Consider the following 12206-nt stretch of genomic DNA (forward strand, 5'->3'; position numbering starts at 1 on the left):
CGCCAAAGCGACTATTTATATGGAAAGTTTCATTTCAACGGTTTCAGGCACAAGGGAGATTTAAGCGATGGCCGACGGCAATCAGAGTATCATGGAAAAAGCTGAGGCCCGCTTCATGGACAAGCAGAAGAAGACGGCCGAGCGCAACAAGGCAACCTCCGATTACGTATCCGAGGCCAGAGCCAGGGAGATCAAGACCGCAAGGCTCAGAGGATTGCGCCTGGCCAAGGAAGAGGCCGACCGCGTTGAGGAAGCCTTAAACCCGACACCGAAGAAGAAGCGGGCGACAGTCAAGAAGGCTGCCGCCGCACCGAAGGGAGCCAAGTCATGAGCCTGACATTCCCCAATCCAAGCCGCAGCTATGACGAGGCCGGCAAGCGCATCCGCTTTGTCGGCCATGACGGCATGTTCCAGATTTCCTTCTCTGTCGCCGCCGATGCCATCTCGAAGGCGCCATCGGGGACGGCGACCGCGGAAGCCACCTATCTGGCGGCTTTCGACACGGCGTCCAGGTCCATCCATGACATTGCAAGCAAGGCTTATGCCCGCACCCGCAAGAGCATATATGTGCTCACCGCCGCGGATTTCAGTTAGCTCCCGGCTGCGATCGACCTGGATCAGGATTTGCGGTCGGCTTTTGCCCGCCGCTTGACGTCCCGGCTGTTCAGGCGGTCGGCCAACGCTTCCGCATCGCGCACATTCATGCCGACCATGACCTGATGCTTGATCTCGACAGGCTGGCCGGTGAAGATGTCGAAGATAGTCCAGCTCTCCGGCTGGTCCATCAGCAAGGCGTAGCGGTTTGCCATCGCGGCGTCAGGCCCGTGACATGAAAAATGCCGCCGCCAGGATCAGGATCGTCCAGACCAGCACCGACAGCTTCAAGATCAGGCCGCCATGCGCGGAAAGAACCTTCCGCATGCGCAAAGCTGCGCTGTTCATGCTCTTGGACAGCGTGGGTGCTGCCGCAATCACGTCCGGCGGCTTGACGCCGAGCTTTCCAAAAGCCGGCAGCAGCGATGGCGTTCGCATGAAATGACCTCGAATTGTCGGAGAAAACAGGCCTCCTCATAACACCCTTCTTGAAACTCCCTGCATGCCAAATAAAAACCGGTCCGTGAACCGGCCATGCCGCCCGATTCGCAACGTGCGTGGCGCTGGTTGTCATCTGGCGAAATCGGCGCAACGCAGTTAGGTTGCGCGCGAAACTGCCGGCGAGCATGAGGTTTGTTCCAGAGCATGATGCCGAAAAGTGTGAAGCGGTTTTCGGATGACATCGTGCTCTTAGGCATGACAGGCGAACGGAGACGACGATGACGGCGCCCGGCGATTTGCTGCAGGCCTTGTTCATGAGATTGAAAAGTGACGCCTCGCTGACGGCGCTGCTCGGCGGCGCCGGGTTGCGCGAGCAGGCGGCCGACGGTGCCGCCTTCCCCTATGTCACCTATGGCAGGACCAGCGCTTTCGATCTCGACACCGGCGCCGACAATGATGACGACCAACTGATCACGCTGCATGTCTGGTCGAAAGCGCAAGGCGAGGCCGAGACGCGGCTGATCATGGACAGCATCCGGGCGCGCCTCGACGGCGCTGCATTCGCCACCGGCTCGCGCGACCAGACCCGGCTGTCCCTGGAATTCGCCGAGGCGCGCTACGACGAGGACTTGGCGCTCCATCACGGGGTGCTGCGGATACGCGCCATCACGCAAAGCGCCACCTAAATCTGCGCCTGGATCTCGGCCTTGTCGATGACCGACCACACTTCGCGAATGCGACCCTCTGCGAATTCGTAGAAAACATTCTCGGCGAACGACACGCGCTTGCCGTTCACCGGCAGGCCGAACAGCATTCCCTTGGGATGACAGTCGAAATGCAGGCGCTCGCCACGCGCGGTGGCTGGCAGACCAGCAGTTCGATGTTGAAACTGAGATCGGGAATGGCCGCGAAATCGCCTTCGAGCATGCGGCGATAGCCTGACAGGCCGAGCATTTCGGCATTGTGCTGAACTTCATTGCCGACAAACCTTCCGAGATTGGCCCAGTCCTGGGCATTCAGGCAGGCGATGTAGCCCCGGTAAAGGTCGGCAAGGTCATTATCCGTCATGGCGCACTCCGATGGTTTGGCGTTCCCTACGCTAATTAGGGCGCCTCTGAGAATGGTCGCGCCTTGACCTGTTCCCGATCCACCTACGACTTGAGAACCAGCTGGCAAAAAACATAGCCGCGCTGCCGGTTTTCCGGCTATGAATCGCACGCCCGGTCTGAGGGGATCTGGGCGGCATGATTGCATTCATTCGTTTCGCGCGCAGGGGGTATTGCGGGGATGGATTTTCAACCGCTCACCGTTCATTTCACGTTCAGCACAGTTGCGTTACAACGCCGACCATGAAAACGCTTCGCTCCCATTTCAGAACCGCGACACTGGCGCTTGGTATCGCCGGCGTGTTGGCTTCGCAGGCGACGCCGGCCGCCGCCGCCGACTGCTACGCGATCGGCCAGCAGGTTGCAGAGCAGAATGGCGGAACGCTGGCCAAGGCCTCGCAGTCGACGCGTGGCGGCCAGGAGGTCTGCGTTATCGTCGTGCTCGTTCCTGGCAAGGACGGTCAGCGTCCGCGCCGCTCCGAGATCGTCGTCCCGGCGAACTGACCCCCACCGTTTCCCAGTCCGCCGGAATCGGCCTATATCTGAGACCTCAACAGGCCTGACCGATCATGCGCGTACTCGTTGTCGAAGATGACAAGGATCTGAACCGGCAGATAGCCGATGCTTTGGTCGATGCCGGCTATGTCGTCGACCGCGCCTATGACGGCGAGGAGGGCCATTTCCTCGGCGACACCGAGCCTTACGACGCCGTCGTGCTCGACATCGGTCTGCCGCAGATGGACGGCATCAGCGTCGTCGAGCGCTGGCGCCGCAACGGCCGCAAGATGCCGGTGCTGATCCTCACCGCACGCGACCGCTGGAGCGACAAGGTGTCCGGCATCGATGCCGGCGCCGACGACTACGTCACCAAGCCGTTTCACATCGAGGAAGTTCTGGCGCGGGTGAGGGCGCTGATCCGGCGAGCCGCCGGCCATGCCTCGTCCGAGCTTACCTGCGGGCCGCTGCGCCTCGACACCAAGGCCTCCAAGGCCGATGTCGACGGTCAGCCGCTGAAGCTGACCTCGCACGAGTTCCGTCTGCTTGCCTATCTGATGCACCATATGGGCGAGGTGGTGTCGCGCACCGAACTGGTCGAGCATCTCTACGACCAGGATTTCGACCGCGATTCCAACACCATCGAGGTCTTCGTCGGCCGGCTGCGTAAGAAGATGGGCATCGACATGATCGAAACCGTGCGCGGCATGGGCTATCGCATGCGTGAGCCGGAGGCGTAAGGCGGAACCGCTCCCCATACCAGCAAGGAAGCCTTTCTCGGCACGGCTCTGGCCGCGCTCGCTGGCCTTCCGCGTCATCGGCTTTTCCACGATCTGGGCGATCCTCACTTTGATCGTCATCTTCACCCTGATCACCACGCTCTACCGCCAGGCCAGCGAGCGTGGCTTCGACAGCCTTTTGTCGGCGCATCTGTTCAACCTGATCGGCTCCGTCGGCGTTTCTGAGTCCGGCCAGCTCACCGGCGCTCCCGACCTCGGCGACCTGCGCTTCTCGGAGCCGAATTCAGGCTGGTACTGGTCAGTGGAGCCGGCTTCCGAAGGCGTGCATGGCAACCTTCATTCGTCCTCGATGACCACGACGATCCCGTCGCCGACCGTCGCCGAGGTGCCTTTCAATTCCAGTTTCCAGCGCAGCTATTCCACCGACGGCATCGGCGACGAGGAACTGCAAGTGTTCGAAAGCGAATTCGTCCTCGACGCCAAGAACCGCGCCGCGCGCTTCCGCGTCATGGGCAACAAGACCGAACTCGAGCAGGAGATCGCCACCTTCCAGGGCCGCCTGCTAACCTATCTCAGCCTGTTCGGCGTCGGCATGATCGCCATCAACGCCATCGCCATCCTGCTCGGCCTGCAGCCCTTGCGCCGGGTCCGCAATGCGCTCGCCATGGTGCGCGAAGGCACGGCGCAGCGGCTCGACGGCCAGTTCCCCGCCGAGATCGAGCCGCTCGCCAACGAGACCAATGCGCTGATCGAAAACAACAAGCGCATCGTCGAGCGTTCACGCACGCAGGTCGGCAATCTCGCCCATTCGCTGAAGACGCCGCTCGCCGTGCTGATCAATGAGGGGCGGGCGCTCGGCGGCGCCAAGGGCCAGCTCATCGCCGACCAGGCCGCCTCGATGCAGAAGCAGGTCGATCATTATCTGCAGCGCGCCCGGGTCGCGGCGCAGCGCGATAGCGTTGTCTACCGTACGCCGGTGACGCCGCTGGTCCAGCGCATGGTGCGCGTGCTGCAAAAACTCAAGCCTGATGTCAGCTTGTCGCTTGCGCTGCCGGCGGCCGACATCGTCTTTGCCGGCGAGCGCGAGGATCTGGAGGAACTGCTCGGCAATCTGCTCGACAATGCCATGAAATGGGCAAAGAGCACTGTCGCCGTGTCCGTCACGCCCGCCGGCGCCGCCGGCTTGTTCGAGATCGCGATCGAGGATGACGGTCCAGGCATTCCCGAGGACAAGGCGCGCGATGCGCTGAAACGCGGCCGGCGCCTCGACGAGACCAAGCCAGGCACCGGGCTCGGACTTGCTATTGTCGCCGACCTCGTCAACGAGTATGGCGGCGCTCTGGCGCTGGACCGCTCCGCCATGGGCGGGCTGAAGGCGGTGGTGCGCTTGCGGAGCCTGCAATGACGCATTTCCAGGGCCAATCGACATGGCTGGGCGCCTGTGTTAAGGCGACCTGTCGATTGCTCCTCGGATGGTCGGCAAACGGCCAAATTTCCGACAAATATCAATACTATGGCCAGCAGACATCCCCGATGACGCGGCCCCCAGCGCATCCCGTTCAAGAAAACCGGTTGTTGGCATGAAGATTCGCGTTGCGCTCGTTTCCGCACTGCTCGCTCTCTCCGGCTGCGGAACGCTGGGCAAGGGCGGCGGCCCGGATATATCCATCACCAATCCCCCGGCATCGCCTCCGTCCGGCGCCAAGGTCGCAACCACAATCATTTCGGCCATGGCTGGCGGGCTCGTCGGCGGATCGATCGGCAGCGGCCTGAGTGACAGCGAGAAGCGCAAGGCGCTCGAGGCGGAATACAAGGCGCTCGAATACACGGCGAGCGGCCAGAAGGTGACGTGGAAGAGCGACAGTTCGGCCCATTCCGGCGAAGTCGTCGCGGCCCAGCCCTATCGCGTCGGCTCACAGGATTGCCGCCAATACACCCATACGGTGTTCACCGGCACGGCCGGCCAGACCGCGCGTGGCACCGCCTGCCGCAACGCTGACGGCAGCTGGACGCCGCTGACCTGACCGTTCGGGCCGGCTGATCGGGATCGGCCTCCCGTCAAAGCGTCGCAGTACCCTCATGTTGTGAGAGCCGGGCTCTCGCTCTATTGGAAGAACCATGCTGTTCTGGGTCATAGCCGCAATCCTCACGCTGGGCGCAAGCCTGGCGGTGCTGCTGCCGCTGACCAGCGGCGGCAAGGGCGCTTCGACCAGCAGCGACCATGACCTTGAAGTCTATCGTGACCAGCTGGCCGAGCTCGAGCGTGACGCTGCGCGCGGCCTGATCCAGGGGGCGGAAGCCGAGGAGGCGCGTGCCGAAATCGCCCGCCGCATCCTTCGCCTGGGCAATACCAGTCAAGCCGATGCGCCTGGCACGCGGCAGCCGTCGAGGGCGGTCAGGCTGGTGGCGACATCAGCGGTGCTGGTGGTCCCGCTGCTGAGTTGGGGCCTGTACAGTCAGCTTGGCTCGCCCGATTTGCCGTCGCAGCCGCTTGCCGAACGGCTGGCCAAGAACCCGGCCGATAGTTCGGTCGATGAATTGGTGGCGCGCGCCGAGGCCCATCTTGCCGCCAATCCGTCCGATGGCAGGGGATGGGACGTGCTCGCCCCGATCTATCTGCGCCTGCAGCGCTTTTCCGATGCGGTGACCGCCTATCGCAATGCCATCCGCCTCGACGGCGTCACCGCTGCCCGCGAGGCCGGTCTCGGTGAAGCGATCGCCAATGCGGCCGGCGGCATTGTCTCGGCCGATGCGCAATCGGCTTTCGAGCAGGCGTTGAAGCTCGATCCGGCAAACCCGAAAGCGTCCTTCTACCTGGCGATGGCGCTGGCGCAGGAAGGCCGTATACCGGAAGCCACAGCGGCCTGGCAGAAAATGCTCGACCTCTTGCCGCAAGAGTCGCCGTGGCGTGGCGCTGTCCAACAGGCGCTGGCCGAGGCTGCCAACCGCAGCGTCGCGTCAGGAGAGCCCGCGAAAGGCCCCGATGCCGCAGCCGTCGATGCTGCCTCGTCGATGGCGCCGCAGGACAGGCAGGCCATGATCGACACAATGGTCGCCGGCCTCGACGAAAAACTGCGGCAAAATCCGCGCGACACGGAAGGATGGATGCGGCTCATTCGTTCCTATGTGGTGCTGGGCAAGGCCGACCAGGCGCGCGAAGCGCTGCATCGCGGTATTGCCGTTTTCGGCGCCGACAGTGAGGAAGCGAAGAAATTCACCGCCTTTGCCGCCTCGCTCGGCCTGACGGCGACGGAGTAGGGCATGACGCGTAAGCAGAAGCGATTGTCCGTGATCATAGGAGGCCTCGCCTTCCTCGGCGCCGCCACCGGGCTGACCTTCTATGCGCTCGGCCAGAAGGCCTCCTATTTCTACATGCCTGCCGACCTGACCACCGCAAGCCTGCAGCCGGGTCAGCGGATCCGGCTCGGTGGCCTCGTCGAAAAGGGCACGGTCGTGCGCGGGCAGGGCGCGACGGTTGCCTTCTCGGTGACCGACACCCACAAATCGGTCAAGGTCACCTATACTGGCATCCTGCCCGACCTGTTCCGCGAGGAACAGGGAGTCATCACCGAGGGCGCTTTCGGCTCGGATGGCGTCTTCGTCGCCGACAGCGTGCTGGCCAAGCATGATGAGCGTTATATGCCCAAGGAAGTGGCCGACGGGCTGAAGGCCAAGGGCGTCTGGCAAGAGAGCAAGAGTGAGTAATGGTTGAGACCGGACATTTCGCGCTCGTCCTCGCCTTCGCCCTGTCGCTGGTGCAGACGCTGGTGCCGCTCATCGGCGCCCGCACCGGCAATCAGCGGCTGATGGCTGTAGGCGGCCCGGTCACAGTCACCGGCTTCGCGCTGACCGCGCTCTCGTTCGCAGCCCTCGCCGGCGCCTATGCCAGTTCCGATTTCTCGGTGGCCAGCGTTTGGGAAAACTCGCATTCGCTGCAACCGCTGATCTACAAGATCACCGGAACCTGGGGCAATCACGAAGGGTCGATGCTGCTCTGGGTGCTGATCCTGACCTTCTTCGGCGCGCTGGTCGCCGTCTTCGGCTCAAATTTGCCGGCAACGCTGCGCGCCAATGTGCTGGCCGTGCAAGGGGCGATCGGCGCCACCTTCTTCCTGTTCATCCTGGCGACGTCCAATCCGTTCATCCGGCTCAATCCGGCGCCGATCGAAGGCCGCGATCTCAACCCGGTCCTGCAGGATCTCGGCCTCGCCATCCATCCGCCGCTGCTCTATCTCGGCTATGTCGGCTTCTCCATATGCTTTTCCTTCTCGGTCGCGGCTCTCATCGAAGGCCGCATCGATGCCTCCTGGGCGCGCTGGGTGCGGCCGTGGACCCTGGTCGCCTGGATGTTCCTCACCGGCGGCATCGCCATGGGCTCCTACTGGGCCTATTACGAGCTCGGCTGGGGCGGCTTCTGGTTCTGGGATCCGGTCGAGAACGCCTCCTTCATGCCATGGCTTGCGGGCACCGCGCTGTTGCATTCGGCGATCGTCATGGAAAAGCGCTCGGCGCTCAAGATCTGGACGCTGCTGCTCGCCATCTTGACCTTCTCGCTGTCGCTGCTCGGCACCTTCCTGGTGCGCTCCGGCGTGCTGACCTCGGTGCATGCCTTCGCCACCGATCCGACACGCGGCATCTTCATCATGTGTATATTGACGCTGTTCATCGGCGGTTCGCTGGCGCTGTTTGCGCTGCGTGCCTCCAGGCTGACGGCTGGCGGCCTGTTCCACCCGATCTCGCGCGAAGGCGCGCTTGTCCTCAACAATCTGTTCCTGACCACGGCCACCGCCACCGTGCTGGTCGGCACGCTCTATCCGCTCGCGGTCGAGGCGCTTTCGGCCGGCAAGATCTCGGTCGGCGCGCCCTTCTTCAACCTGACATTCGGCCCGCTGATGGTACCGCTGCTGGTCCTGGTCCCCTTCGGACCGCTGCTGGCCTGGAAGCGCGGTGACCTCTATGCCGTCGCTCAGCGTCTGATGGCCGCTTTCGCCGCCGCCCTTCTGGCGATGCTGGTCACCGGCCTGTTCATCGACGGCGCGTCGGTGTTCGCCGCCCTTGGCGTCGGCCTTGCCTGCTGGCTGGTCTGCGGCGCGCTCACCGACCTTGCCGTCAAATCCGGCTTTGGCTCGGTGGCGCCGGCCATCATGCTGCGCCGGTTCGCCGGCCTCCCGCGTTCGGTGTTCGGCACTGCCCTTGCCCATCTCGGACTTGGGCTGACGACGCTCGGCATTGTCGGCACGCTGTGCTTCGGTACCGAAAAAATCCTGTCGATGCATGCCGGCGAGAGCGTCGAGCTGTCCGGCCACACGCTACGTTTCGAGGGGCTCTACCCCGCGCAAGGCCCGAACTACAGCGAGGACCGCGGCCGCTTTTCCCTGATTGGCGCCGATGGTGGCATTGCGGCTGAAATCACCTCGGCCAAGCGCTTCTTTCCGGTGCGGCAGACGACGACGACCGAATCCGGCATAGAGACGATCGGGTTCAGCCAGCTTTATCTGTCGCTGGGCGACGAAGGCACCGACGGTTCGGTCGTGGTGCGACTGTGGTGGAAGCCGCTGGTGACGCTGATCTGGGGCGGTGCTCTTGTGATGATGGCGGGGGCGGCAATGTCGCTGCTCGACCGCCGTCTGCGCGTCGGCGCGCCCTCGCGCCGCCGCAAGCAGGCAACCGCCATACCGTCGGCAGGCGTGCCGTGAGCACCAGGTTCTCGCTGGCTTCGTTGATCCTGTTGCTGGCACTGCTGTTTGCCGGCGCAGCGCAAGCGGTGAAACCGGACGAGGTTCTCGCCGATCCCGCGCTCGAGGCGAGGGCGCGGCTCCTGTCCGAAGGCCTGCGCTGCATGGTCTGCCAGAACCAGTCCATCGACGAATCCGACGCCGACCTTGCCCGCGACCTGCGCATCCTGGTGCGCCAGCGCCTTGTTGCCGGCGATACCGACCAGCAGGTGATGGACTATATCGTGTCGCGCTACGGCGAGTTCGTGCTGTTGAAGCCACGCTTCAGCCCGCGCAACGCCTTGCTATGGGGCACGCCGGTGTTGCTGCTTCTGGTCGGCGGCATCTTCATCGTGCTGACCACACGCTCCCGCCGCTCGCTGGCAACCAAGGCGCTGAGCGCCGAGGAGCAGGCGGCGCTGGACACCATCCTGCGGCGAGACTGAACCGCCCCAACATTACAAAACTTTCATGCTTCGGAAATGGCGCCGTAATGTGCGCCTCTCTATTCCTCTTTTCCGAGGATGCTCTGCCTGAGCCGCATCCAGTGAAAAGAGGATACAAGATCCATGTCTATTGCCCCAAATTCATATTCCCGCACCCGCAAGCGCCTGTTGGCCGCCGCCGCTTCGCTCGCCATTGCCGGCGCCATCGGCTTCGGTGCGGTTGCCACCGGCACGGCCCCAGTTCTGGCTGACGCTGTCCGGGTCGAAGCGCCGCAGGTGCCGGGCTTTGCCGATGTCGTCGAGCGCGTTTCGCCCGCCGTGGTTAGCGTCAAGGTCAAGGCCAAGATCGAACCTGCCGCCGATGACGGTTCCGACCAGTCCGATGATCCGGACGGCATGAACAACCTGCCCGACAATCCGCAGCTGCGCCAGTTCTTCAAGCAATTCCGCGGCTTCGGCGACCAGAACGGCCAGTTCGGCAATCGCCGCTTCAACCGTCGCGACCACAACAACGACCAGCCCCGCCCGGTGGCGCAGGGTTCGGGCTTCTTCATCTCCGATGACGGCTATCTCGTCACCAACAACCATGTCGTCGAGGAAGGCTCTGCCTTCACCGTGGTGATGAATGACGGCAAGGAACTCGACGCCAAGCTGATCGGCACCGATCCGCGCACCGATCTGGCCGTGCTCAAGGTCGACGGCGTCGGCAAGTTCACCTATGTCGACTTCGCCGACGATTCCAAGGTTCGCGTCGGCGACTGGGTGGTGGCTGTCGGCAATCCATTCGGCCTTGGCGGCACCGTGACCGCCGGCATCGTCTCGGCCCGTGGCCGCGACATCGGGGCCGGCCCTTATGACGACTTCATCCAGATCGACGCCTCGGTCAACCGCGGCAATTCTGGCGGACCGACCTTCAACCTCAACGGCCAGGTCGTCGGCATCAACACCGCGATCTTCTCGCCCTCGGGCGGCAGCGTCGGCATCGCCTTCGACATTCCGGCCTCGACCGCCAAGCAGGTTGTGCAGGATCTGATGAAGAGCGGCTCGGTGCAGCGTGGTTGGCTCGGCGTCGAAATCCAGCCGGTCACGTCGGATATCGCCGAATCGCTGGGCTTGAAGTCTCAGAACGGGGCTCTGGTCTCCAGCGCCCAGGACGGCGGTCCCGGCAAGAAGGCCGGCATCACCGCCGGTGACGTGATCACCCAGGTCGAAGGCAAGGACGTTGCATCGCCGAAGGAACTGGCTCGCCTGATCGGTGCCTATTCGCCCGGCAAGTCGGTCGACGTCACCGTGTGGCGCGACGGCAAGAGCGATACGATCAAGGTCGACCTCGGCACGCTGCCGTCCACCGACAAGCAGGCCTCGGCCGACCCGCAGCAGCCTGCAGCACCGGCAAAGCCGGCCGCGCTGGCCGATCTCGGCCTCACCGTCACCAAGTCGGAGAACGGCAAGGGTCTGGTGGTGACCGACGTCGACCCCGACAGCGATGCCGCCGACCGCGGCATCCAGCCCGGCGATGTCATAACCTCGGTCAATTCGACGGAGGTGAACGGCACCGAGGACGTTGCCAAGGCGATGGCCGATGCGGTCAAGTCCGGCCGCAAGGCGGTGCTGATGCAGATCACCCGCGATGACTCGAACCGCTTCGTCGCGCTTCCGGTCGCCAAGGGCTGACATCGAACACTTTTCCAGTGCGGCGGTTTCAACACCCCCGAGCCGCCGCACGGGAAAGCAAGGGGCCGAACGCGTTAGTCAGTCATCGTGTTCTGCCCCCGGCGGCAGCGGGCCCCATCGCCCGCTGCCGCTCTAACAGCAAAGCATGTCGCCCAAAAGTGCACGGCGGTTTTGGGATAACGACATGCTTGAACGAAAGCTTTTCACGCTCATGGCGGCCCCTCAATCTTCCAGCGAAATCGCGTATAACGGCTCTATGAAGATTCTCGTCATAGAAGACGATCGCGAGGCGGCCGACTACATGCAGAAGGCCTTTACCGAGGCCGGACACACCGCCCATGTCGCCGGCGACGGCGAAACCGGCTTCGCGCTTGCCGATGCCGGCGACTATGACGTGATGGTGGTCGATCGTATGATGCCGCGCCGCGACGGGCTCTCCGTCATTGCCGGCCTGCGCTCGCGCGGCAACACCACGCCGGTGCTGATCCTGTCGGCGCTGGGCGAGGTCGATGACCGCGTCACCGGTCTGCGCGCTGGCGGCGACGACTATCTGACCAAGCCTTATGCCTTTTCCGAATTGCTCGCCCGCGTCGAGGTGCTGAACCGCCGCGCCAGCGCCAGGGAAGCCGAAACCGTCTACCGGGTCGGCGATCTCGAACTCGACCGTCTCTCCCATTCCGTGAAGCGCGCCGCGCGCGAGATCACGCTGCAGCCGCGCGAATTCCGCCTGCTCGAATATCTGATGCGCCACGCCGGCCAGGTGGTGACGCGCACCATGCTGCTCGAAAATGTCTGGGACTATCATTTCGATCCGCAGACCAACGTCATCGACGTGCATGTCTCGCGGCTGCGCGGCAAGATCGAGAAGGGTTTCGACAAGCCGATCCTGCACACCGTCCGCGGCGCCGGCTATATGCTGAAGAGCTAGAGCATGATCCCAAAAAGTGGGTACCGGTTTTTGGAAAAGATCATGCTCCAACAAAGGGGTAGATCATG

At 63.6% G+C, this 12206-nt stretch carries 15 protein-coding genes and 1 pseudogene; 13 read left to right on the top strand and 3 right to left on the bottom strand.

The genetic code is table 11. The features are described from left to right. The first annotated feature begins 67 nt into the window (after nucleotides 1-67). Together ACYHH6_RS16080 and ACYHH6_RS16085 are read left to right on the top strand one after the other, a co-directional pair. Entirely contained in the window at nucleotides 68-331 is a 264-nt protein-coding gene (locus tag ACYHH6_RS16080; RefSeq protein WP_112564162.1) for a hypothetical protein, read from the top strand. After that, nucleotides 328-594 carry a DUF1488 family protein gene (locus tag ACYHH6_RS16085; RefSeq protein ID WP_352584873.1) on the top strand — a complete coding sequence of 89 codons (267 nt, stop codon included), beginning with the start codon at nucleotides 328-330 and terminating at the stop codon, nucleotides 592-594. The genes ACYHH6_RS16080 and ACYHH6_RS16085 overlap by 4 nt, the downstream gene beginning before the upstream one ends. Before the next feature lie 23 nt (nucleotides 595-617). On the opposite strand, the gene ACYHH6_RS16090 is transcribed toward ACYHH6_RS16085, so the two are convergent. Both ACYHH6_RS16090 and ACYHH6_RS16095 read right to left on the bottom strand, forming a co-directional pair. Then, nucleotides 618-809 carry a hypothetical protein gene (locus ACYHH6_RS16090; protein WP_352584875.1) on the bottom strand — a complete coding sequence of 64 codons (192 nt, stop codon included), beginning with the start codon at nucleotides 807-809 and terminating at the stop codon, nucleotides 618-620. Nucleotides 810-816: 7 nt separating this feature from the next. Next, nucleotides 817-1032 (bottom strand): hypothetical protein, encoded by a 216-nt coding sequence (locus ACYHH6_RS16095; RefSeq protein ID WP_352584876.1) that lies wholly within the window; start codon nucleotides 1030-1032, stop codon nucleotides 817-819. Between the two features lie 281 nt (nucleotides 1033-1313). On the opposite strand from ACYHH6_RS16095, the gene ACYHH6_RS16100 reads away from it, so the two are divergent. Further along, nucleotides 1314-1721, top strand: a complete 408-nt coding sequence (locus tag ACYHH6_RS16100) for a DUF3168 domain-containing protein (protein ID WP_352584878.1) — start codon at nucleotides 1314-1316, stop codon at nucleotides 1719-1721. Here ACYHH6_RS16100 and ACYHH6_RS16105 read toward each other — a convergent pair. Then, a pseudogene (locus ACYHH6_RS16105) lies at nucleotides 1718-2103 on the bottom strand (ester cyclase). The gene ACYHH6_RS16100 and the pseudogene ACYHH6_RS16105 overlap by 4 nt on opposite strands. A gap of 281 nt (nucleotides 2104-2384) precedes the next feature. Here ACYHH6_RS16105 and ACYHH6_RS16110 point away from each other — a divergent pair. The 10 genes from ACYHH6_RS16110 (at nucleotide 2385) to ACYHH6_RS16155 (ending at nucleotide 12138) form a co-directional block, all read left to right on the top strand. After that, nucleotides 2385-2645 carry a hypothetical protein gene (locus ACYHH6_RS16110; RefSeq protein ID WP_352584879.1) on the top strand — a complete coding sequence of 87 codons (261 nt, stop codon included), beginning with the start codon at nucleotides 2385-2387 and terminating at the stop codon, nucleotides 2643-2645. A 65-nt stretch (nucleotides 2646-2710) separates the two neighbouring features. Continuing rightward, the gene (locus tag ACYHH6_RS16115) at nucleotides 2711-3376 is read left to right on the top strand and encodes a response regulator transcription factor (protein ID WP_352584881.1); all 666 of its coding nucleotides are present in this window, start codon (nucleotides 2711-2713) and stop codon (nucleotides 3374-3376) included. Then, nucleotides 3360-4781: an ATP-binding protein gene (locus ACYHH6_RS16120; RefSeq protein ID WP_352584883.1), complete on the top strand. Its 1422-nt coding sequence runs from the start codon at nucleotides 3360-3362 to the stop codon at nucleotides 4779-4781. The genes ACYHH6_RS16115 and ACYHH6_RS16120 overlap by 17 nt, the downstream gene beginning before the upstream one ends. Before the next feature lie 175 nt (nucleotides 4782-4956). Continuing rightward, nucleotides 4957-5400 carry an RT0821/Lpp0805 family surface protein gene (locus tag ACYHH6_RS16125; protein WP_352584885.1) on the top strand — a complete coding sequence of 148 codons (444 nt, stop codon included), beginning with the start codon at nucleotides 4957-4959 and terminating at the stop codon, nucleotides 5398-5400. A 94-nt stretch (nucleotides 5401-5494) separates the two neighbouring features. Then, nucleotides 5495-6634, top strand: a complete 1140-nt coding sequence (gene ccmI / locus ACYHH6_RS16130; RefSeq protein WP_352584887.1) for a c-type cytochrome biogenesis protein CcmI — start codon at nucleotides 5495-5497, stop codon at nucleotides 6632-6634. A gap of 3 nt (nucleotides 6635-6637) precedes the next feature. Next, on the top strand, nucleotides 6638-7081 hold the full coding sequence (ccmE, locus tag ACYHH6_RS16135) for a cytochrome c maturation protein CcmE (protein ID WP_352584889.1): 444 nt from the start codon (nucleotides 6638-6640) through the stop codon (nucleotides 7079-7081). Then, nucleotides 7081-9072: a heme lyase CcmF/NrfE family subunit gene (locus ACYHH6_RS16140; RefSeq protein WP_352584891.1), complete on the top strand. Its 1992-nt coding sequence runs from the start codon at nucleotides 7081-7083 to the stop codon at nucleotides 9070-9072. The genes ccmE and ACYHH6_RS16140 overlap by 1 nt, the downstream gene beginning before the upstream one ends. Continuing rightward, a complete protein-coding gene (locus tag ACYHH6_RS16145; RefSeq protein WP_352584893.1) occupies nucleotides 9069-9536 on the top strand; it encodes a cytochrome c-type biogenesis protein in 468 nt (155 codons plus the stop codon). Before ACYHH6_RS16140 ends, ACYHH6_RS16145 begins: the two co-directional genes overlap by 4 nt. Before the next feature lie 123 nt (nucleotides 9537-9659). Beyond that, nucleotides 9660-11210 (top strand): Do family serine endopeptidase, encoded by a 1551-nt coding sequence (locus ACYHH6_RS16150; protein ID WP_352584895.1) that lies wholly within the window; start codon nucleotides 9660-9662, stop codon nucleotides 11208-11210. Nucleotides 11211-11466: 256 nt separating this feature from the next. Continuing rightward, nucleotides 11467-12138, top strand: coding sequence for a response regulator transcription factor (locus ACYHH6_RS16155; protein ID WP_112564197.1), 672 nt, complete (start codon nucleotides 11467-11469; stop codon nucleotides 12136-12138). The last annotated feature ends 68 nt before the right edge of the window (nucleotides 12139-12206 follow it).

The organism is Mesorhizobium sp. P171375 (genome assembly GCF_057786075.1).